The following is a 23279-nucleotide window of genomic DNA, read 5'->3' as shown; positions in this document are numbered from 1 at the left end:
GAGCCAAGACCATGCCCCAGGATGCTTCCGGACTGTCCCGCCTGTCGACCGCCGGCATCGCGCAGGCCAACCGCCTGCTGGACCTGCGCACGCCGCTGGGCGATAACCGCCTGGTGGCCGAGACCCTGTCGGCCACCGAACAATTGAGCGGCGGCGCCTATCGCCTGGAGATCACTGCGCTGTCCGATGACGCGCATATCCCGTTGAAGGCCCTGATGGGCCAGCCCGTCACCCTGCGCCTGCAGACCGCGCTGGACCGCGAGCAGCCGCGCCTGTGGCACGGCCACGCCACGGCGGTGCGTTACCTGGGCGCCAACGGCGGGCTGGCGCGCTATGGGCTGACCGTGGAGCCGTGGCTGGCGTTCCTGCGGGCGCGGCGCGACAGTTTCGCCTATCAGGACAAGACGGTGATCGACATCGTCGACAGCATCTTCGGCGACTACAAGGGCCAGGGCACGCTGGCGCCGCAATGGCGCTGGGAGGTCAAGGACCGCGCCGTCTACGCCAAGCGCAGCCTGACCATCCAGTACCGCGAAACCGACTACGCCTTCATCGAACGCCTGCTGGCCGAAGAGGGCCTGTTCTACTGGGTCGAGCATGCCGACGACGGCCACACCCTGGTCATTGCCGACCACAACGATGCCTTCAAGGCCGGTCCGCAGGCCAGCGTGCGCTTTGCGCGCGCCGACGTGACCGAGACCGAAGACAGCATCCAGCGTTGGAGCCCGCGCCAGCGCTGGCAGACCAACGCCGTGCGCATGGCCAGTTGGGACTACCGCAGCGCCCAGGCGCGGCCGGTGTCGGCGCAGGCGGACGCCGGCAAGCTGGCGAACCCGTTGGAGCTGGTCAGCGACGACTACCCCGGCCAGTACGCCTACGAAGACAGCGCGCAGGGCGAGCGGCTGGCGCACAACGCGCTGGCGGCCCTGCGCGTGCGCCAGCAGAGCGTCGAGGGCGCCGGCACGGTGCGCACGCTGGCGCCAGGCCAGCGCTTCACGCTGACCGGCCACTATCAGCAGGGCGGTCCGTCCGCGTTCGTGGTGATCGCGATCACGCACCAGGCCCGCAACAACTTCGACGCCGACATGGGGCGCGCCGTCAGCGAGGCTTTGGGGGGCGACGACGGCGACGACGCCGATTTCTATCGCAACACCTTCACCTGCATCGGCAGCGACACCGAATTCCGTCCCGCGACGCAGGATGGCCACGGCGAGCGCCTGCATCCCCGTCCCACGGTGTTCGGCGCGCAGACCGCCCTGGTGATCGGCGCCGAGGAACCGGTGCACACCGACCGAGACCACCGCATCAAGGTGCAGTTCCATTGGCAGCGCGGCAAGGCTTCCAGCAGCCGGATGGCGCATCCATCAGGCGATGAGAACGCGCCCGCCAAGGATGAGCTGGGCACCTGGGTGCGGGTGGCCGAGCCGGTCGCCGGCGGCGACTGGGGCGGCCATTTCGTGCCGCGCGTGGGCCAGGAAGTGCTGGTGGAATTCCTGCACGGCGATATCGACCGTCCGGTGGTGGTGGGCGCGCTCTACAACGGCGAGGGCGCCGAGGATGCCGCGCACAACAAGGTGCAGGCGGGCGGCGCCAACGCCACCGGCAATGCGCCGGCCTGGTTCGCGGGCGCCAGCGAGGGCCACGCCCACAACGCGGTCATGTCGGGCTTCAAGACCCAGGCGCTGGCGACCAGCGGCGCGGGCACCGGCGGCTACAACCAACTGGTGCACGACGACACGCCGGGCCAGTCGCGCCTGACTGCATCGACCACGCAGGCCGATTCGCGCCTGAACCTGGGCCACGTCAAACAACAGCGCGACAACGAACGCCTGCAGGACCTGGGCCACGGCGCCGAGCTGTCGACCAAGGAGGCCGTGGCGCTGCGTGGCGGCCAGGGCCTGTTGATCAGCGCCGACCTGCGCGAGAACGCCGACGGCGCGCTGCTGGACAGCGCGGAGGCGGCCAAGCAGATCGAGGCCGCGCTCGAGTCAGCCAGGGAACTGGGCGACATCGCGGTCAAGCAGAAGGCTTTCCTGGAGGGGGATCCGCAGGCGCTGCCGGCGCACGAGGCGCTGGAGCATGTGCGGGACGTGGTCGAGGCGACCCAGGACGACCCCCGCGCGCAGGGGGGCGGGGCCAAGGTCGCGGCCTATAGCGAACCGCATATCCAGGTCAGCGCGCCCAGCGGCATCGGCCAATACACCCCGGGCAACGCCTTCCTGGTGGCCGGCGGCACGCTGGCACAGGTGGCGCCGGACGTGAACTGGGTCAGCAGCGCCAACCTGGCGGTGGGCGTGGCGGCCGGCGTGGTGCTGTTCACGGCGGGCCACGAGGCGGGCGGTAGCCGCCCGGTGAAGGACCGTGGCCTGCGGTTGCACGCGGCGGGCGGCAAGCTGCGCCTGCACAGCCAGGGCGCCAAGATGACCCTGACGGCAGAGAAGGCGGTGACCTTTGCCTCGGCCAGCGCGGCCGTGATGGTGCAGGCCAGGCAGCGCGTGCTCGCCACCGCCGGCGGCGCCTATCTGCGCCTGGAGGGCGGCGGTATCCAGTTGCACGCGCCGGGCAAGGTCGAGCTCAAGGCGAGCGCGCATAGCTGGGTGGGGCCGCAGACCGCCAGTGGCGACTTGGCGCTGCCCTCGGGGGAATTCAAGGATTGCCCGAGCAAGGTGAATAGCGCCGCGGCGGGAGGGTCGGCCTTTGTTTGATGGCGACTTTCTCCACGACGCGGACCGGGCCGCCTGCGCGCGGCTCTATCAGCAACTGCTGGCCGCGGCTTCACGCCCGCAGCACAGCCGGCTCTATGTGCTGATCGACCCCACTATCGAGGATCCGCTGGCCCATGCCGCGCACCGCGGGCAGGCTGTGGCATTGCCGCTCGATCGCAGCCGCTTCCTGCCCGAGCACTGCCCCTATCTGCTCGAATTGGGCGAGTTCGGTCGCGATGACGCCATCGAGCTGTCTGTCCAGGCGGCTTGCGCGGCAGCCGGTCCTGGACAGACGCATCGGCCGGTCTGTGGCTGGATCGCCAGTCCCTTGGTAGCCTCCGTGCTGGCCCGGCATCTGGCCCGCATGGCGCGTTGCCTCGTGCCGGATCGCGTCGACCCGGTGACGCTGCGCCATTGGGATCCGCGCGTCGCTGAAGTCCTGGCGCAAGTGCTGTCCAGCGACCAGATGGCCCAATGGCTGGCACCGGTCCAGGCCTGCTGGCGGCCGGGCCGCGCCGCCGGCGAACTGGAACTCCAGTACGAACGGCCAGCGACGGCCGGCGTGGCGCAAGCCGGCCCGGCCGCGCCGCTGGTGCTCGATCACGCGCAGTGCGCCGTGCTTGAACGTGCCGGCTGGGTCAACCAGGCGCTCGACGCCTTGGCCGAGGCCGGCCACCACATGGCCGAGGCCGGTCTGCGCGCGCGCGCAGACCGGCTGGTGGCGCGCGCCCAGGCGCGTTGGGGGCTGGAGACGGATACCGACATCGTCGACTACACGCTGCATGGTTTGTTGGTGCACCCGCACTTCGACCAGCACCCGGATATCCGCCACGCCATGGCGACGGTGCAGGCCAACGGCATCGCGGCGGTGGCGGCCCTGAACGACATCACGCAAGAACAATGGAACCGCGTGCGGCAATGGACCGGCGAGGCATCCGAATCGGAGCAGACAGAGGTGAGGGATGGCGGAGCTTTCTAACGCGCGCTGCGCCGCGGCGGCGAATACCTGCGGCGAAACCAAGGGCAAGTGCATCAACTGCGACAAGCAGGGCGGCGTGGCGATCATGCCGCTGGTGCCGGCGCCGTTGCCGCGCCCCATGGTGCGCGAAGCCTGGGCCAATAGCGAGCATGGCGGCGCCAGCAATACGCAATGGGAGATTCCTGCCCATCGCATGTACAGCACCTGGCTGGAAAAAAAACTGAACGCGCACGCCAAGGTGCGGCTGTTCGATCCGCGCTTCGACCCCGCCGGGCTGCCGGTGGAAACCTATTTCGTGCGCGTGCCCGCCGCCGGCTACCTGTACGTGCTCAAGCAGGACAAGACCTGGGACGGCTACCTGCTCGACAAGAAGGGCTACTACCGCAAGATCCCGGTCGCCAAGATGCCGGAGGACGCCGAAACCACCAAGCCGCTGTCCGAGGCCTGCTCGTCGGAGGGGCACAACAACACCACCACGCAGTTCATCACCATCGATCACGTGCGCAGCCCCAAGGTCTGGATCGCCTACAGCCGCTACGTCTGGGACAGGGAGACCCGCAAGGATTACGAAGACGACAAGGACGGCTGCCGCACGGCGCGGATGACCGAGCTGAACGTCAAGGACATTGCCGACGGCAAGGTGGGGCCGGGCAGCACCGCGCCCAACACCTGCAAGCTGACCATGCCAGACATCACGGAGATCGTCGCCGACTACGCGCCGGCGGACGTGCAGCGCTGCCTGAACGCGGGGCTGCACAACCCGCTGCAGCTGCGCGCCGAGCCGGAACCGCAGTTGCTGACGTCGTTCATGTGGGCGGTGAATTCGAAGCTGCCAGCGTTGCAGTGGGGGGTGGGGCTGGTGCTGCCCGATCCGGTGGGGATCGTGCAGGAGTTGAATCTGCGGCGCAATATCGCGGCGGCGCGGGCGTCGGAACTGGAGGGGGCGCTCGACCCGGAGCGTGCTCGCAAGCGTGTCATCGCCGATATCATCCAAGGGATGTGCTTGAGCGCCAAGGCCAATCCGGGGCCGTTCTGGGCGCCTAATTATGGGCCGGAGCGCTACCAGCGCAATATCGACACCGGCGCATGGCAGAGTTCGCTTGCCGACAGCGAGGGCAGGGTTTCGCTGATGAACCAGATCGAGAGCGTCAGTGCCCTGTTCTGCACATGGATGGGAAGTCCATGCTGGAAGCAGCAGCAGCGTTCGGATTTTCACGACAAAGACGAAATGGCCGGCGTGCGGCGTGAGTTCATGGCTGCATCGTGCGTGGCCGGGTCCGGTCATACGGAACGGGAACGAAACCAGATCTGGGGCGAACTCTGGAAGTTGCCTATCGAATCCCCTGACAATTGGTACTACCGTAGTCTGGCTGCCGGGAACCCTGATTTCCTGAAATTGCTGGCTGACACTTCGTCGGTTGACGAAGCGATCACCACGATCAAGGCTGCGGTCGACATGAGCAAGGAGTTCAGCCAGGAGTACGCGAAAAAAATCGACACTTTGCGTGAAGTCTTGAGGGCCAAGCGCCGTTACAACGAGGCGACTGCGGCGCTGGTGGAAACGGTTTCGGGGCAGTTGGCCAGGCTGCTGGTTAAAGACATCAAGACCTATAACCGGTTGATGCGTGGAGTCGCCATGACCTTGGTGACGCGCGAAGACTTGCTGGTGAAACCAACAATCCTCAGCGGTCCGCTGGAGGAGATCAAACGTTTGGTCGAAGAGGCTGCCACCAAGCCCTTGAAAGGTGCTGCGCCCGTTACCTTGGGAGATGCGCTGCCTGCCGGTCGCGGCTATTTGTCCCAACCGGGCAACCTAGGGCAGAAAGGACTCAGCCTATCGGAGTCTGTTGGAAGAGGCGTCTATCTCGATCTCCCCTCGGAGAAGACGACCATCGCAAGCGTAGTCGCGTTCACGGTCCAGAAGCTGGAACAGGGCCAGACCTTGAGCAGGGCGTTGGCAGGGGGTACGCCACTGCAGGAGCTGGAGTTGCCCACGCGCAATCCGGCCCAGGTCAATCCTTATCTGGAGACGCGAGTGGCCCTGGCTGGTTCCATGGCGGGAACGGTGTTGGGGGCGGGCATTATGTTCTTCCAGGTTCAAGGCGCAATGAATGCGTTGAACGCGATGCTCAAGGAGGACGCGGGCCTCGACGACAGGATGGTGAGCGGCGCGGGAGTCGCGGCCAATGTCCTGGCGCTGGTCAGTGTGGGTATGGACATGTCCACCACGATAGTGGCGTTGGTGTCGCAGACCGCCGCCAAGAAGGTAACCACAATGGGCGCGAGGCTTGGCCTGTTCGCCGGCGTCCTCGAAGGAGGGGCGACGCTGATCGGCGCTTCGTACAAGATATATCAGGGGAAGAATACCCGCTCCGCGTATTGGAGCAGCGCGTCCGGGTTGGCCACGATCATCGCTGGCGGGGCGTCTTATGGGCTGACCATGGCGTCGGTTTCGACCGTTGGGGGGGCGGGCGTGGCCACGGTGTTGGGCGTTACGCTGGGCCCGGTAGGGTGGACATTGTTGCTGGTCGCCGCGCTGGGCGTGGCGATCTGGACCGCCATCAATGCGGCGGGTACCGACGAGGGCAACCGTCTCCCGGTGGAGTATTGGCTCGATAGTGGGGTTTTTGGAAAAAAGGAGCAGCTTTCCAACACTCAGGCCAACCCGTTCGCGATCAAGGCATCAGGGGGCCAGAAAGCGGCGCCAGCTATTCCCTTCGCCAATCTTCGCGATGAATTGCAGGCGCTGGAGCGCATTTTGTTGGTGGCGGCAGGCTATCTGATGCCGGGGGCCCGGGGCGGCGGGTATGCTTATATCCATTTTCACGTCTCCGTTCCGCGGTATATCTCGCAGAGCCGAATCAGTATCGAGTTTTTCCGCAACGAGCGCGCTGGTGCCAATACATTCCGCAAGCTGGTGGCAGCCAGGAATGCGCAACAACCCACGGTCACCGATACCCCTTCTTTTATCCCGGCGCCGACGTTCCGGTCTACGGAAATGGAAGTGGATGGATCCAGCAAGAGTGTCAAGATCGTAGGGCTGTTTCAGGTTTTCCAGGGGCAGGGCGGATTCTATTGCATGCGGGTCAAGTATTGGCCGGATGAGCACAGCCGTCCCGAGCTGGAAACGGGCTTTGAGTCTTGGGTATACATTTGATGAATCGAGCCAGCAAGAAGCAATCAGTGGGCAATGAAATTCCGGAAAAAAGCGGCGCGTGGGGCTGGCTGCTGCCCGTGGGAAAAGAGCGTGGAACGTCGACGCCTTCTGGCCATGATCATGTCGTCGAAATATCCCCGGCATGCCTGCGGCTCGTACCGCCCCGGGATTCCATGCGTGGGTATGGGGCGGCGGTAGCCTATCTGTTCGGATTGCTGATGAGTTTCACGGCGATCAATTTCATCGTGAAATTCGATCCCACCGGCCGAGGCTACGGCCAGGATTTCTTCATATTTGCAACGTTGTACGTTGTCCTTGCCTTGGTCGGCCTGATTACCGCATTGAAGCTGACGTTCGCGCTCGTGCCGGATACGGTGATCATCAGTCGCCGTCTGCGCCGCCTGTACGCGTGGGAAAAGAAGGCGGGCTGGATCGCGGTCGACTATGACCAGGCTGTTCCCTATGTTGCCAACCGCATGGTTGTCACCACGACCGGCGCGGGTGCGCTGTATCCGTTGCGTGTGGCGCAGCTGTGGCCGGGGAGCCGTCGTGTCAAGACGGGCGTGACGCCCACCAGTCCGTTCGCCAGTCCGCAGTTGGCGGGGGAGGTCTGGGAATTCATTCGATGCTACATGGACGGGGAACCGGCACAGGTGCCGCCGGTGGCGCTGATTCCCGATCATCGCGCCAATGCGTATGCGTGGATGGACCGTGAATTGTTCTCGGACTCGGTCGATCGGCGGCACCGCTTGAAGGGAGGACTGCAGTCGGTGGCGTTCTGGTTCTTCGGGAGCATGTATTACGTGCCCAATTGGCTGGAATACTGGATCCGTTGCCACGGCCGCCGTCCGGCGCTGCCGGCGGAGTTGGCCGAGTCGATGAAGTGGGAGGGCGAGAATCCTTATTCCATTATCCCGCCCACGCCTGAAGAGCGCTTGGCGATTGAAGGCAAGCTGCCGCATATGCTGGGCCGGTGGCGCTTGGTAAGCGTTTTCGGGCTATTGATCTGGGTGGCGCTGCCCATCGGGTTCGTGTCGGTATTTGCGTTTTTCCTGTAGTTGGCGCGTTGACGCCGACTCGCTTGCGCCTGACGCGAGAGTATTCCCCGCTCGGTGCCGGGGGCGTCTTGCCGCCGTTTTTCCTTGACCCAGGGAGGGTCCCGATGGATTTCAACGGACTCATGTCCAAGTTTCCCAACGACCGTCCACTGACGGAATTCGACCGTGAGCACCGACTGCTGCAGAAAAAGCGGCTGGATGTTCCGCTGCTGGCGCAACTGTGCGTGGTGAGGATGAATTCCAACAGTCTGCTGTCGGTCGACCGTTGGTATGCCTGGCGTGGCTTCGTGGCGCTGCTGGGGGCGATCGGCCTGGCCTTCGGCGTCGGCGGCGTCCTGATGCTGGCCTGGATCCTGGTGGTGGACCGGCTGCCCAATGAAAACGGCCTGTGGGAAGCCGTCTTCTTCGGCATGGCCATTTGCGCGGCGCTGGGCGCGGCGAGCGCCTGGGTCGCCCAAAAGGAATGTTCCGCTGGACCTACTATCCCATCGCGCTGGATCGCAAGCGCCGCCTGGTGCATGTGTTCCGGCTGGACGGCACCGTGCTGACCGCAGCGTGGGACAAGATCCATTTCACGCTGGGACGGGGCAGGGGCAGCTTCGGTTTGCTCAACCGGGATATCCGCAGACTGATCCTCGATCAGGACGGGGTCACGGTCAAGGAGACCTTTGCGTTCTGCATCGCCACCAGCCGCGTCGAGAATGCCTACTCGCACTGGGAATTCCTGCGCCGCTACATGGAAGAGGGGCCGCAGGCCGTGCTGGACGCGGTGCTGTTCTGCATGCCGGTCGACGGCAAGCGCGAGAGCTTTGCCTTCGGCAAGGAGCGCATCTTCGCCAACGACGCGCAGCAGCCAGGCCTGGCCTACCTGATCTTGGCGCCCTTCAACTACCTGCACGCGATCATGCGCTGGGCCGTCATGCGCACCAGCAACATCCCGGCGTTTCCGCCCGAGATCGAGGCGACACTGCGGCCCGAACCGGGCGATCCGTATGTCCGCGACGCGTCGATGAATCCCGAAGACTTGCGCTAATTAAATCCGGATAATATTGACAGCGTAATTTAATCCGGGTAAAAATTGCATCCTTCTCTCACCCGAAGGATGCAAGGCATGACCCTATTCGACCTGAACACCGGCGCCACCGCGCCGCTTGCCGATGAAACCGACCTGACCGACCTGCCCGTGGAAGGCGCGCTGCCGCCCGAACTGGACGGCGCGCTGGTGCGCAACGGTCCCAACCCCCTGCGCGGCCGCTTCGAGGGCAACGACGTGCTGTCCTGGTGGCCGCAACCGGCGATGCTGCACGCCATCGTTTTCCGCGACGGCCGCGCCACCGGCTACCGCAACCGCTGGGCCCGCACCCGCCTGTGGGCGCGCGAATACGCGCCGACGCTGGCCGCCGACCTGCCCGACACCAATCCCAACGTCAATGTGCTGCGCCATGCCGGCGAGACCCTGGCGCTGGCCGAAGGCGGCGCGCCGCTGGCGATGACGGCGGGGCTGGACTTCCTGGGCGCCAGCCGCCGCCATCCCGGCCTGGCCGGCGGCATGACCGCGCATCCCAAGATCGATCCCGCCACAGGCGAGCTGATAAGCTTTCGCGCCCATTGGGAGCGCCCCTGGCTGCGCTACGGCGTGACGGGCGCCGACGGCCAGCCGCTGCTGGACCAGCTGATCGAGGTGCCGGGGCCGTCGATGATGCACGACATGGCCATCACCGCCCGCCACAGCATCCTGCTCGACCTGAACGTGGCCTACGACTTCTCGATGCTGTCGCGCGGCCACCGCATGCCGCTGCGCTGGCACGACGAGCGCCAATCGCGCCTGGGCGTGATCCCGCGCCACGGCGGGCCGGTGCGCTGGTTCGAGGTGGCGCCGTGTTTCATCCAGCACGTGGTCAACGCCCATGAGGCCGATGACGCCACGCTGGTGCTGGACGTGGTGCGCTATCCGCATTACCTGCGGCTGGCGCGCGACGGCGCCGCGTTCGAGGAAAACCCGCTGGGCGTGCTGTGGCGCTACGTGATCGACCTGGCCGGCGGCCGCGTCAGCGAACGCGCGCTCGATGATGCCGGCATCGAATTGCCGCGCATCAACGAAAGCCGCACCGGCCACGCCTACCGCTACGCCTACGCGGTGCATCAGCCTAATAATCGCGAGATGCGCGGGGTGCTGCGCTATGACCTGGAGACGGGCGCGCGGCAGAGGTATTCGGTGCCGCCGGGCGACCAGAACAGCGAACCGGTGTTCGTGCCGCGCCCCGGCGCGCGGGACGAGGATGACGGTTGGGTGCTGGTGTGTGTCTACCGGCAGGAGGGCGACCGCAGCGATGTGGTGGTGCTGGATGGGCGCGACATCGGCGCCGGACCGGTGGCCACGGTGCGCCTGCCGCGCCGGATTCCGGCGGGTTTTCATGGCGCGTGGTTGCCGCGGGAGGCGGGCGGCGCGTGAGGGCAGCGGCCGGGCGCCCGTCCCGGCCGGCGTCCGCGCCAGTCCCTATAATCGCGTGCAGCGGTCGGCCCTCGCGGCGGTCGGCCGCTTCGTGGCGTGTGCGCCGCGCAGATACGTTGGCGGTTCCGCCAAACGTATAAATAACTCCTGGCCGCTTCCTCGTTTTATCCCACCCCCCCTACCTAGAATTCTTGAGGCGCCTGCCCGTCGGCACCGCGTCCGTTTTTCATTCCCGGAAGAATCGCGCCAGCCGCCGTAGGTCGCGGCGGCCGGCGCACGTACAGGTAGTAGTCATGACCCTATTTCGAAAGGGGCCCTCGTCCCGCCGCATCTTGAACAAAAACAAGCGCGGAACACAAAAATCGGCTGCGGGCGCGACGGAACGGGGGGCGGACTCGGCCGCATTGACCGGCATGCCCGGTCATGCCGCGTGTACTCCGTTCCGCCTGCACGCGACGACCGCCGCGCTGTGCGCCGTCCTGGCGTTCGCCGGAGCGGTTCCGGATGTGCTGGCCGCCGGCCCCGAGGAAGAGGGGGCACCGGCCGATGTCCCGATGGCGGAAGACGGCACCGACGGGGTCGCCATCCGCCTGACCGGCGGCGCCAGGCAAGTCAAGCTCGAGCCTGGCGGCGGCATCGAAGGCGATATCGTACTGTCGCATGACGACAAGACGCTCACTCCGCCAAAATTGTCCATTCTCAACAGCGGCGACCAATCCGTCCGGGTAACCGGCGGCCTGGACGTCGGGACGGGGGCCGAAGTCGGATTCGCGGGCGATCCCCTCGGGCTGGATGGAAATGTCACGCTGCATGACGGTTCGGCCTTGGTCCTGCGCGGTGCGCTGCAAAGAGAGACGCCCGCCGCCAGCTTCAGCGCCGGCAAGGTGTTCCTCGGCCAGGACGTCACGCTCTCGCTGTCCGGCATCGCTCATCGGATCGTGCGCGACGCGCCGCTATTCAGCGCGGCCGGCGGCATCGAGGGCGACTTCGCCCGGCTGATGTCGGACGGATATGAAAAACGGGTCGATTACCTGACCTTGACCACCAGGAAGTCCGAGGACCAGACGCGTTATCTGGCGGACTATGACCTGACCTGGCTGGACACCGGCGGCCGGTCCCATGGCACGTTCACCATCGGTGCCGACCTGTCTGACACCATTGGCGCCGACCTGCATGACATGGCCGCCAATGGCGCCAGCGGCTGGGACGGCAGGAGCCTGACCAAGCGGGGAACGGGCGCGCTGACGCTGACGGGCGACAGCACCTACACCGGCGGCACCACGGTTGCGGCCGGCACGCTTCGGATCGGCGACGGCGGCCTGACCGGTTCCGTCACAGGAAACATCCGCAACAATGCCGCGCTGGTCTTCGATCGCGGCAATGAAGTGATCCACGCGGGGGTCATTTCCGGCGTGGGCACCGTCACCAAGCAAGGCGCCGGCACGTTGACGCTGACCGGCAACAACACCTACACCGGCCTGACCTCCGTCGACGCCGGCATGCTGCGTATCGGCGGTGGCGGCACGACCGGCGTTGTGGCGGGCGATATCGCCAACCAGGCCACGCTGGTCTTCGATCGCGGCGACACGGCGACCTACGCCGGCGTCATCTCCGGCGAGGGGGCGATGATCAAGAAGGGCACCAGCACGCTGATCCTGACCGGCGACAACACCTATACCGGCCCGACCACGATCGAGGGCGGCGAGCTGCGCATCGGCAACGGCGGCGCGACAGGCTCGCTGGCCGGCGATATCGCCAATGCCGGCACGCTGACCTTCGACCGCGGCAACGCGCTGACGTACACGGGCGTCATTTCCGGCCCCGGGGCGGTCAGCAAGATCGGCGCCGACGCGGTGAATCTGGCCGGCGCCAATACGTACGACGGCGACACCACGGTCGGCGCCGGCACGCTGGAATTCGGCAGGGCCCTCGGCGCCGCCAATACGCTGGGCGGCGGCATCACCGTGGCTGGCGGAGCCACGCTGGCCATCCATACGCCGGCAACGGTCGACATGGCCGGGGCCGCCGTCCTGAACGACGGCGCGTCCCTGTCCATCACAACGGCGCGCGCAGCGGAAGGCGAGCTGCCGGAAAGCTGGCGGGTCAAGGCCGTGACCATCGGCAATGGGGTCACCTTCAATCTGTCCGGCGTCGCGGCCGCGAGCGCGACCGACACCGCGCTGTTCAGCGCCACCGACGGCGTGATCGAGGGCGATTTCGCCCGCGTCTTCATTGGGGGCAAGGCCGACGACGGTGACGCCGCGGCCCCCGGCGTGCGTATCACGGATTTCCTGACGCTGCGCACCCGCAAATCCGACGACGGCAGAAGCTACCTGGCGAGTTACCAGCTCTCCTGGTTCGATACGCCGGCCAGGGCGCACGGCACGTTCCTGCTCGGGGCGGACGAGGAATTCGACGTCGGCGCGACCTTGAGGCGGATGCGAGCCAACGGCGACTGGGATGGCAACAGCCTGACCAAGCGCGGGGCGGGCACCTTGATCCTGAGCGGCGACAACAGCTATTTTGGCCTGACCACCGTCGAAGCAGGCACGCTGCGCGTGGGTTATGGCGGCGGCACCGGCTCGGTGAATGGCGACATCGTCAATCGCGGCGAGGTGGTTTTCGACCGCGGCAATGGGCTGACGTACCCGGGCGTCATCTCCGGCGACGGCGTCGTGACGCAGGCCGGCAGCGGCACGCTGACCTTGACCGGCGCGAATACCTATAGCGGCGGCACCAGGATCCTGGGCAGCACGCTGCGGATCGGCGACGGCGGCGCAACCGGTTCGGTGGCGGGCGATATCTTCAACGATGGCGGCCAGTTGTTCTTCGCCCGCGGCGACGACGTCACCTATGACGGCGTGATTTCCGGCACGGGCAGCGTTTTCAAGGGCTATACCTTCGATGACGGGGTGCAGTATGGGGCCGGCACGCTGACGCTGACCGGCGATCACACCTACACCGGCAGAACCACCGTCATCGCCGGCACGCTGCGGATCGGTGATGGCGGCGCCACCGGTTCCCTGGCGGGCAACGTCCTCAACAGCGCCGCGCTGGTCTTCGACCGCGCCGATGCGGCATCCTACGCGGGCATCATTTCCGGCGTGGGCACGGTCACCAAGCGAGGGACCAACACGCTGACCCTGACCGGCGAGAACACCCACTCGGGCCAGACCCTCGTCGAAGGGGGCGTGCTGCGCCTGGGCGACGGCGGCCTCACCGGTTCCGTGGCCGGTCCGGTCCTGTTGTCCGGTGACGCCGCGCTGCATTTCGACCACGGTCGCACCTGGCGGGGCACCTACGACAACGTGATTTCGGGTTCGGGTTCGGTCACGCTCACGAACGGCATGCTGATCCTGACCGGCGACAACACCTACACCGGCGGCACGCGCATCAGCAACCCCGACAGCACGCTGTTCGTGGGCTACAACGGCACCTCCGGTTCCGTGGCGGGCGATATTGTCAACGATGGCGGCAAGCTGTTCTTCGTGCGCAGCGATGATGCGACGTATGACGGCGTGATTTCCGGCACGGGGGAGGTCTACAAGGGCTATACCGTGAACGCCAGCCCCCGCGGGGATGGCACGTTGACCCTGACTGGCGACCATACCTACACCGGCAGGACCGCCCTGGTCGCTGGCACGCTGCGGCTGGGCGACGGCGGCGTCACCGGCTCCATCGCGGGCAATATCCTCAACAACGCCGCGCTGGCCTTCGATCGCAGCGATCCAGTGACCTACGCGGGCGTCATCTCCGGCGGGGGCAGGGTCGCCAAGGACGGCGACAATGTCCTCACCCTGACCGGGGGCAACACCTACACGGGCGTGACGACGATCAACGCCGGCACGCTGCGCATCGGTGACGGCGGCGCGACCGGCGCGGTAAGAGGCGATATCGTCAACCATGCCGAGCTGGTCTACGACCGCAGCGGCGCGGTGACCTACGCGGGCGCCATTTCCGGCGAGGGCACGGTTACCAAGAAGGGGACCAACACGCTGACCCTGACGGGCAACAACACCTATACCGGCCTGACCACGCTCGAAGGCGGCACGCTGCGCATCGGCAACGGCGGCACGACCGGGTTCGTGACCGGCGATATCGCCAGCGCCGCGACGGTGATCTTCGATCGCAGCGACGCGGTGACCTACTCCAGCGCCATGTCCGGCACGGGGGCGCTCGTCAAGAACGGCGCCGAGGTCCTGACCCTGACGGGTGCCAATACGTATGGCGGCGACACCAGGGTCACCGCCGGAACCCTGAAATTCGGCGACGGCGCGTCCGCCGCGGCCAACACGCTGGGCGGCGGCATGACCGTGGCCAGCGGGGCGACGCTGGACATTCATACGCCCGTCGCGGTGAATCTGGCCGGAACGGCATCCCTGCGGGACGGCTCGGCGCTGATGCTGCGCGACGCGCTGCGCAACCCGGCGTCCGCCGTCAGCCTGACCGCGGGCAAGGTGACCCTCGGCGCCGACGTCACTCTCCTGGTGTCCGGCATCGCCGACCAGATCCGGCGCAGCGTGTCGTTGTTCGAAACAGACGGCGGCATCGAGGGCGACTTTGCGCGGGTGATCTTCGACGGCTACGAAAGAAAGGTCGATTACCTGACTCTGGCCGCCAGCAAGTCCGAGGACCTGATGCGCTATCTGGCCACCTATGACCTGAGCTGGCTGGACGAGAGCGGCCAGGCGCATGGCACGTTCACGCTCGATCCGGGCGTGGCGGACACCGTCGGCGCCGACTTGCATGACATGGCCGCCAATGGCGCCACGGGCTGGGATGGCCGGAGCCTGACCAAGCAGGGTTCGGGCACGCTGACGCTGACGGGCGCTGGCACTTACACCGGCGGCACCACGATCGCCGCCGGCACGCTGCGTATCGGCGACGGCGGCGTCAGCGGCTCCGTCACGGGCGATATCCTCAACCATGCCACGCTGGTGTTCGACCGCGGCGACGCGGCAGCGCACGCGGGTGTCATTGCTGGCGCGGGCTCGGTCACCAAGCGCGGCGCCGGCACGCTGACCCTGACCGGCAACAACGTCTACACGGGCCGGACCTTCATCGAAGCCGGCACGCTGCGCGTGGGCGACGGCGGCACGACCGGGGCCGTGGCGGGCGACATCGCCAACGACGCCGTGCTGGTCTTCGAGCGTGGCGACGCGATGAGCTACGCGGGCGTCATTTCCGGCAGCGGCACGGTCATCAACAAGGGAACCGGCACGCTGACCCTGACCGGCAACAGCACCTATGGCGGCCCGACCCGCATCGAAGCCGGCACGCTGCGCATTGGCGACGGCGGCACGGCCGGGGCCGTGGCGGGCGACATCGCCAACGACGCCACGCTGGTCTTCGAGCGTGGCGATGCGGTGAGCTACGCGGGCGTCATTTCCGGCGTGGGCACGGTCACCAAGAAGGGGAGCAACACGCTGACCCTGACCGGCAACAGCACCTACAGCGGCCCGACCCGCATCGAAGCCGGCACGCTGCGCGTCGGCAACGGCGGCACGGCCGGGGCCGTGGCGGGCGACATCGCCAACGACGCCACGCTGGTCTTCGAGCGTGGCGACGCGGTGAGCTACGCGGGCGTCATTTCCGGCAGCGGCACAGTCATCAACAAGGGAACCGGCACGCTGACCCTGACCGGCAACAGCACCTACAGCGGCCCGACCCGCGTCGAAGCCGGCACACTGCGCATTGGCGACGGCGGCACGACCGGGGCCGTGGCGGGCGACATCGCCAACGACGCCACGCTGGTCTTCGAGCGTGGCGACGCGGTGAGCTACGCGGGCGTCATTTCCGGCAGCGGCACAGTCATCAACAAGGGAACCGGCACGCTGACCCTGACCGGCAACAGCACCTACAGCGGCCCGACCCGCGTCGAAGCCGGCACACTGCGCATTGGCGACGGCGGCACGACCGGGGCCGTGGCGGGCGACATCGCCAACGACGCCACGCTGGTCTTCGAGCGTGGCGACGCGGCGACCTACGCGGGTGTCATTTCAGGCAGCGGCGCGGTCACCAACAAGGGTACCGGCACGCTGACCCTGACCGGCAACAGCAGCTACACCGGCCTGACAACCGTCGAAGCAGGCACGCTGCGCATTGGCGACGGCGGCAATACCGGTTCCCTGGTCGGCGACATCGTCAATCATGGCATCCTGGCGTTTGAGCGCGGCGATGATGTGACATATGGAAGGCTGGTCTCCGGCACGGGGGCCCTGGTCAAGAATGGCACCAATACGCTGACCCTGGGCGGCGCGAATACCTATTCCGGCGCCACCCGCATCGAGGCCGGGACGCTGAAAACCGGCGTGGTCAACGCATTCGCGCGAACCGCGGGCGTGATGATCGCGCGCGACGCCAGCCTGAATCTGGGCGGCTACAGCCAGATCATCTCGCAACTGGATAACAGCGGCGTCATCCTGTTCAACGACCTGGGCGCGCCCGTGTCGATGGCCGGCCTGACGGTTGCCGGAAACATGAAGCACAGCGGCATGCTGGTGCTCAATACATGTGCCGATTGCGCGGGTCAGGTCTATACCCAGGCTGGCGATTGGGTGGGGGATGGCGGCACCGTTTCGTTCGGCGCGGTGCTGGGTGGCGATGACAGCGTCACGGACAAACTGATCATCGGCGGCGCGGCGAGCGGCACCACGTACGTCACCGTGGCCAACGAGGGCGGCGCTGGCGCGCAAACGGTGGAAGGGATCGAACTGATCCGCACGGCCGGGTCCACCGAAGACGCCTTCGTGCAACGCGGCCGCATCGCGGCCGGCGCCTACGATTATTTCCTGAGAAAGGGATCGGCTTCCGGAAATAGCCCGAACAGTTGGTATCTGACCAGCCTGGACATGACGCCCGAACCTCCCACGGAGAATCCCGAACCTCCCACGGAGAACCCCGAAGTTCCTCCGGCCGACGACGGCGCGCAGGTTCCCGAGGAGCCCCCGAGCGACGATGGTGCGCAGAATCCGGAGCTCCCCCCGGTTGACGATGGCGCGCAGGATCCCGAGGTTCCCCAGGTCGATGGCGGCGCCCAGGATCCGGAGGTTCCCCCGGTTGACGATGGCGCGGACCCCGCCGATCCCCCGCCTGGCGCGGACACGGCCGAACCCGCTGATCCTCCGGTCGATGACAAGGCCGACCTTCCCGATGGCCCCGCCGATACGCCGCCAGGGGGCAATTCCGAAGGCAATGCCAACGCGGTCCGTGTCTTCCGCCCCGAAATCGGCAGCTATGCCAGCAACCTCGCTGCCGCGAGCGTGTTGTTCAACACGAGTCTGAGCGATCGTGAAAGTGGCGAAGCGGTCGATCCCGTGACGGGGGCGCGCCGGCACGCGTGGGCCAGAACGGCCGCCGGGCGCAGCCATGGGAACATGTCGGATGGGCAGAATCAGTTCTCGGCCGACCGTAGCGTGCTGCAGATGGGCAGCGCCATCGCAGGCGGCACGTTCACGGGCAAGGACGGTTGGCGCCTGGGCGTCATGGCTGGCTATGGCAATCAGCACAGCAAGACCCGCAGCCGCCTCTCGGGCTATCAGTCGCGCGGCGCGGTGGAGGGCTACAGCGCCGGTCTGTACGGCACCTGGTATCAAGACGCGCTGACGCATCGCGGCCTGTACGTGGACGGCTGGGCGCTCTATAACCGGTTCGACAATACGGTCAAGGGCGATGGGTTGGCCAAGGAGACGTACCAAAGCCAGGGTGTCACCGCGTCCCTGGAGTCGGGTCTGCTGCTGGAAGCCGGTTCATACACAACGTACGGTGGCATGGAAAACCGCTTCCGCTTCCAGCCGCAGGTGCAGGTGCTGTGGTCCGGCGTGAAAGCCGCCGATCACACCGAGCGCACCGGCACGCGCGTGCAAGGCATGGGCGCCAACAACGTGCAGACGCGCCTGGGCGCGCGGTTGTCGATCAGCAGTGGCCATCGGTCGCGGGGGCCTGGCAAAGCGGGCACGTTCGAGACCTTCCTGGAAGCGAATTGGCTGCATGCGTCCAAACAATACGGCGTGATGCTGGACGGCGTCGGCGCCACGATCCTGGGCAACAGGAACGTGGCCGAATTGAAGGCGGGCGTGGAAGGCCAATTGACCGAGCGCCTTGGCGTCTCGGCGAGTCTGACGCGGCGGCAGGGTGGCCAGGGCCTGCGCGCCACCCAGGGGGCGCTGACCCTGACGCTGCGCTTCTGAGCGCGAGCAGCCGGGGCGCTTGCGTGGGGCCCGCGGCCTGGGTGGCCGCGGCAAGCACCGCGTATCAACGACTCTTGGCGCGGCCCCGCTTCTTGGTGGGCGCCGCGCTGGGCGCTTCCTTGGCGGGGGGCGTGGCCGCGATCACTTGTTCCATCCAGGCCAGCGTCTCGGTGTAGGTCACGAACTGCTGCAGATAGCCCGGCGACAGCTCGCGCATCAGCGACAGCGCGCGGTGCACGAGCTGGTTGGAATTGAGCGGGCCGGCGTTCTTGTGCACCTGCTCCTGCGACTGGCGCACCTGGCGGTCGGCGCTCAGGCCGGACCAGATCTCGCGCAGGCCATCCAGCACCGGCATGTCCGGATAGGCATCGCGGCGCGCTTGCGCGGCGATGGCGTCGGGGTCTTCGCCGGGCGCGCCGGGGTAGGCGAGATACGCCGCCAGCTCGGCCAGCGGCCCGCGCGCGGGCTTGGGAACCGGCGTGGCCGGCGCGGGGCTGGCATCGGGCGTGGCGGCATCGTCCAGCCCTTCGGCGGCGTTGGCCGCGCGGGCCGCGGCGACGCGCGCCGCATACGCCCGCAGCAACTGCGCCAGCCGCTCGTCCAGCCGGGCGCGGGCCGCGCCGGCGTGGGCGGCCGCGCGCCGGGCCAGCGCCTCGATGAAATGGAAGGCGACCGGATCGAGCCGGTCGTCGCCGCGCTCGCGCCAGGCCTGCAAGGTGGCGAGCGTGGCGTCGGCGGGCGCGGTATCCGCGCCGGCCGTCAGCGCCGGGCCCAGGCCGCCATCACTGGCCACGCGCTGGCTCCGCACTGTTGGACGGCTTGGGAATGGGGGTGATCTCGACCCGGCGGTTCTTCGCGCGGCCGTCTTCATCGGCGTTCGAGGCCACGGGCTGCTCGGCGCCGAAGGCGGCGGCGAACACCAGCGACGACGGCACGCCTTCGTCGATCAGGGCGCGGGTCACCGTCAGCGCGCGCTGCGCCGACAGGTCCCAGTTGTCGGCAAAGCGCCGGTTGCCCTCGCGCACCTGCTGGTCATCGGTGAAGCCGCTGACCATCAGGATCTCGTCATTGGCCTTCAGGTAGGCCGACAGCGGCTCGATCAGGCTTTTCAGCACCTCGCGGCCCTCCGGCTGCAACTGGTCGGAATTGAGCGCGAACAGCACGCTGCCGCTGATGCCGATGCGGCCGTTGATGAGCGTCACGCGGCCGGCCGCCAGCGGCGCGGCCAGGGCCTGCTCCAGCGTCTGGCGGCGCTGGGTCTCTTCCTGGCGCTGCTTGACTTCGCGTTCCAGCTGGGTCGACAGCTCCAGCTGCACGGCCACCACGCTCACCAGGATCAGCACGAAGGCGCCCAGCAGCACCGACATCAGGTCGCCGAAGACGGCCCAGGTCGGCACCGCGGGTTCCACGCCGCCGTCGATGTCCTCGCCCGCGCTCATGCCGCCTGCGCTCCGGCCGTGGCGGCGCGCTGGCTGGCCAGTTCGCGCAGGTTCTCGACGATCTGCTTTTGCGACATGGTGCTCAGGTCGACCACTTCACGCGCCTGTGCCACGTAGTAGGCCAGTTGTTCGTCGCCACGGGCGATGGACTTGTCCAGCGCCGCCTCGATGCGTTCCAGGTGCGCCACCAGCTTGTCGTTGGACTCGCCGAACAGGCGCACCGCGGCGCCGAAGGCTTCGCCCAGGCTGGCCACTTCGGCCGCGCCGCTGGTCACCTGCGCCGCCACGTCGTCCAGGCGGGCGGTTTCGGATTCGACCTGCTCGGTGAACTGCGCGCCGACCCGGTCCAGCAGGTCGGTCGACGACGACACCAGCGCGTCCACCGCGCTGCGCTGTTCGCTGGAGGCGTGGTTGACGGCATCCAGCAGCGTCGCCAGCGTGTCCAGCAGGCGGTTGCGTTCTTCCAGCATGGCGTTGTCGTAGGCCAGGCTGTCCGACAGTTTCTGGCGCAATTCGCCGATGACCTCGGCGGCCGCGCGCGGCGCTTCGGAGGCGGCCTGCACCAGTTGGCCGATCTCGGCGATGGTGCCGTTGGCGTGGGCCTCGGTCTGGGTGGCGATGTCCTGTGCGGTCTGGGCCAGGGTGGCGCAGATTTCCTGCTGCAGGGCGGCGCTGCGGGCGCCGGCCTGTTCCCATTCCTGGCGCAGCGCTTCGGCCATGCGGCCCAGCTCGCCGGTCCAGGCGGCCAGGCGTTCCTGGTCGCGCGCGGCCAGCTCGGCCTGCAGGCCGGCCTGCGATTGGCCCAGGGTCTGCAGCAGCGATGCCGAATGCTGTTCGAAGGCGGACGCCGCCGTGGTCAGGGCCTGCTGGTTGTCGCTGGCCAGTTTCTCGTTGGCCAGTTCCTGGCGTATCTGCGCCTCGGTCCAGGCCTGCGTCACGCCGCCGGCCGCCGTTTCCAGGCGGGCCGACAGGTTTTCCAGCAGCGCGGCCTGCGCCTGGGTCTGGGTGGTCAGGTCCTGCGCGGTGCGGGTCAGCAGTTGTTCCAGTGCCTGGTGGCGGGCGGCGGTCTGCTCGCCGGCCTGGCGCCATTCGCGGCCCAGGTCGGCGGCCATGGCGCCGAGCGAGGCGTGCCAGGCGGCCAGGCGCGCTTCGTCGCGCGAGGCCAGGGCGGCCTGCAGCTCGGCATGCGACTGGTCCAGCGTGCGCAGCAGCGACGCGGAATGTTGTTCGAACGCGGCGGCGGCCGTGGCCAGGGCCTGCTGCGTGTCGCCGGCCAGCTTCTCGCTGGTCAGTTCCTGGCGCACCTGCGCCTCGGTCCAGGCCTGGGTCACGCCGGTGGCGGCCGTTTCGATGCGGGCGGCGACCGTGTCCAGCAGCGCGGCCTGCGCGTCGGCGCGGGAGGCCAGGTCCTGCGCGGTGCGCGCCAGCGTCTGGCTGACTTCCTGCTGGCGGGCGGCGGCTTGCGCGCCGGCCTGTTCCCATTCGCGGCCGAGCTTGTCGGTCAGGGCGCCGAGCGTGCTGGCCCACGTGGCCAGGCGCTGCTCGTCGCGCGAGGCCAGGGCGGCCTGCAGGTCGGCGTGCGACTGGTCCAGCGTGCGCAGCAGCGTCGCGGCGTGTTGTTCGAAGGTGGCGGCGGCGGCGGCCAGGGCTTCGCGGTTGTCGCCGGCCAGCTTGTCGCTGACCTGCGACTGGCGCTCCAGCGCCTCGTGCCATTGCGCCGAGACGTTGCCGGCGGCGCTTTCCAGGCGCGCCGACACGTTCTCCAGCAGGCCGGCCTGGGTCTGCGCGCGCTCGGTCAGTTCCTGGGCGCTGCGCGCCAGGGCCTGGTTGATTTCGAGCTGGCGCTCGGCGGCCTGCGCGCCGGCCTGCTGCCATTCCTGGCGCAGGGTGGCGGACAGCGCGCCCAGGGTTTCGGTCCACGCCGCCAGGCGTTGCTGGTCGCGCGAGGCCAGTTCGGATTGCAGGGCGGTGTGCGACTGGTTCAGCGTGCGCAGCAGCGACGCCGAGTGCTGCTCGAAGCTGGCGGCGGCGGCTGTCAGCGCCTGCAGATTGTCGCCGGCCAGTTTCTCGCTGGCCCGCTCCTGGCGGTTCAGCGCCACGTTCCAGGCTTCGGACATGCTGCCCGAGGACGCCTCCAGCCGTTCGGACACGCTGTCCAGCAGCGCGGCCGAGCGCTGCTCGAAGGTCTGCGCGAAGCGGTCCAGCGAATCGCGCAGGTCCTGCGCCAATGCTTCGCTGGCGCGCTGCTGGCCGGCCAGCGCCTGGTTCCAGATGCCGGCCACGTTGCTGGTGGCGGCCTGCAGGCCGGCGGTCATGCCGTCGAGCTGGCGCTGCACCGCCTGGGTCACGCTTTCGTGCAGCGAGGCGGTCTCGCGCGACAGGCCGGCCATGGTGGCCTCGACGGCGGGCTGCAGCGCCGCGCCGGCCGAACGGGCGCTTTCGGCCACGCTTTCCTTCATCGATTGTTCCATCACGGCGGCCAGGCGCGCGTAGGCGGCCTCGGCCTTGCCCTGGAACGCATCCTGGCTGGCGAGCTGGCGCTCGTTCAGCGTGTGGTTCTGCTGCTCCAGGTTGCGCATCATGGCGTCCAGGCGGTCGACCAGCGCGGGCATGGCCTCGGCCTGCCGTTGCAGCACTTCGGCCTGGCGCTGCAGCAGCTTGAAGCTTTCTTCGCGCTGGTGCGCCTGGCTGTACAGGCGCAGCGTGGTGGCCGCCTTGGCGTCCAGCAGTTGCGCCGCCTGGATGCGGTCGCGCCGGCACAGCGCGGCCAGCAGGCCCAGCATGGCGGAGGTGGCCACGCCCGCGATCGAGGTGCCGAAGGCGAAGCCCAGGCCCTTGACCGGCGCGGCCAGCGAGGCGCGGATGGCGGCCAGGTCGGTGGCGCTTTCCAGGGCGGTGCCGGTGCCGCGCAGCGTCACCACCATGCCCAGGAAGGTGCCCAGCATGCCCAGCAGCACCAGCAGGCCGACCAGGTAGGGCGCCAATGCCGGGCCGGGCAGGCCCACGCGTTCGCCTTCGATGCGCAGCCGCACGGCGTTGCGCAGGCCGGCCGGCAATTGGTCGAGCCAACCGCCCAGGCTGGCGGGCGCTTCCGACAGGTTGCCGACCGCGCGTCTGAGCGACGCGGTGGCCTGTTGGTAGCGCAGCAATTCAAGCGCGCCCGCCACGTAGCAGGCGCAGATCAGCAGCGTGACGGCCAGCGCCAGGGGGTTGGTGCCCGCGTAGCCCGCGCCGATCCAGCCGGCCACGGCCAGGCCGCAAATGAAAACAACGATATTGATCAGATACTTGGACATAGTG

The 23279-nt window shown here is 67.9% G+C and carries 11 protein-coding genes; 8 read left to right on the top strand and 3 right to left on the bottom strand.

All coding sequences use genetic code 11. The features are described from left to right. Positions 1 to 11: 11 nt before the first annotated feature. From AAID08_RS15730 to AAID08_RS15695, 8 genes are all read left to right on the top strand, one after another. A complete protein-coding gene (locus tag AAID08_RS15730) occupies positions 12 to 2705 on the top strand; it encodes a type VI secretion system Vgr family protein (RefSeq protein ID WP_395756587.1) in 2694 nt (897 codons plus the stop codon). Further along, complete coding sequence (locus tag AAID08_RS15725) at positions 2698 to 3684, top strand: DUF4123 domain-containing protein (protein WP_054504410.1); 987 nt, start codon at positions 2698 to 2700, stop codon at positions 3682 to 3684. The genes AAID08_RS15730 and AAID08_RS15725 overlap by 8 nt, the downstream gene beginning before the upstream one ends. Next, complete coding sequence (locus AAID08_RS15720) at positions 3668 to 6841, top strand: toxin VasX (RefSeq protein WP_395756586.1); 3174 nt, start codon at positions 3668 to 3670, stop codon at positions 6839 to 6841. Before AAID08_RS15725 ends, AAID08_RS15720 begins: the two co-directional genes overlap by 17 nt. After that, positions 6841 to 7899 carry a hypothetical protein gene (locus tag AAID08_RS15715; RefSeq protein WP_395756585.1) on the top strand — a complete coding sequence of 353 codons (1059 nt, stop codon included), beginning with the start codon at positions 6841 to 6843 and terminating at the stop codon, positions 7897 to 7899. The genes AAID08_RS15720 and AAID08_RS15715 overlap by 1 nt, the downstream gene beginning before the upstream one ends. Positions 7900 to 8021: 122 nt before the next feature. Then, positions 8022 to 8447, top strand: coding sequence for a hypothetical protein (locus AAID08_RS15710; RefSeq protein WP_395756584.1), 426 nt, complete (start codon positions 8022 to 8024; stop codon positions 8445 to 8447). Next, positions 8363 to 8932 carry a DUF6708 domain-containing protein gene (locus tag AAID08_RS15705; RefSeq protein ID WP_395756583.1) on the top strand — a complete coding sequence of 190 codons (570 nt, stop codon included), beginning with the start codon at positions 8363 to 8365 and terminating at the stop codon, positions 8930 to 8932. Before AAID08_RS15710 ends, AAID08_RS15705 begins: the two co-directional genes overlap by 85 nt. Positions 8933 to 9010: 78 nt before the next feature. Then, positions 9011 to 10351 carry a carotenoid oxygenase family protein gene (locus tag AAID08_RS15700; RefSeq protein ID WP_064522843.1) on the top strand — a complete coding sequence of 447 codons (1341 nt, stop codon included), beginning with the start codon at positions 9011 to 9013 and terminating at the stop codon, positions 10349 to 10351. A 413-nt stretch (positions 10352 to 10764) separates the two neighbouring features. Beyond that, entirely contained in the window at positions 10765 to 18540 is a 7776-nt protein-coding gene (locus tag AAID08_RS15695) for an autotransporter-associated beta strand repeat-containing protein (RefSeq protein WP_395756582.1), read from the top strand. Between the two features lie 64 nt (positions 18541 to 18604). Here AAID08_RS15695 and AAID08_RS15690 read toward each other — a convergent pair whose 3' ends face one another. Genes AAID08_RS15690 through AAID08_RS15680 form a run of 3 tightly spaced genes read right to left on the bottom strand, consistent with a single transcriptional unit; the run spans position 18605 to position 23275 of the window. Continuing rightward, positions 18605 to 19333, bottom strand: a complete 729-nt coding sequence (locus tag AAID08_RS15690; protein WP_395756581.1) for a DUF2894 domain-containing protein — start codon at positions 19331 to 19333, stop codon at positions 18605 to 18607. Beyond that, entirely contained in the window at positions 19323 to 19979 is a 657-nt protein-coding gene (locus AAID08_RS15685) for an OmpA family protein (protein ID WP_054416608.1), read from the bottom strand. Before AAID08_RS15685 ends, AAID08_RS15690 begins: the two co-directional genes overlap by 11 nt. Next, complete coding sequence (locus AAID08_RS15680; RefSeq protein WP_395756580.1) at positions 19976 to 23275, bottom strand: DUF802 domain-containing protein; 3300 nt, start codon at positions 23273 to 23275, stop codon at positions 19976 to 19978. Before AAID08_RS15680 ends, AAID08_RS15685 begins: the two co-directional genes overlap by 4 nt. Positions 23276 to 23279 lie beyond the last annotated feature (4 nt).

It is taken from the genome of Achromobacter sp. EB05, assembly GCF_044232075.1.
Lineage (GTDB): Bacteria > Pseudomonadota > Gammaproteobacteria > Burkholderiales > Burkholderiaceae_B > Achromobacter > Achromobacter dolens.
This window is presented reverse-complemented; position numbering and strand designations above follow the sequence as displayed.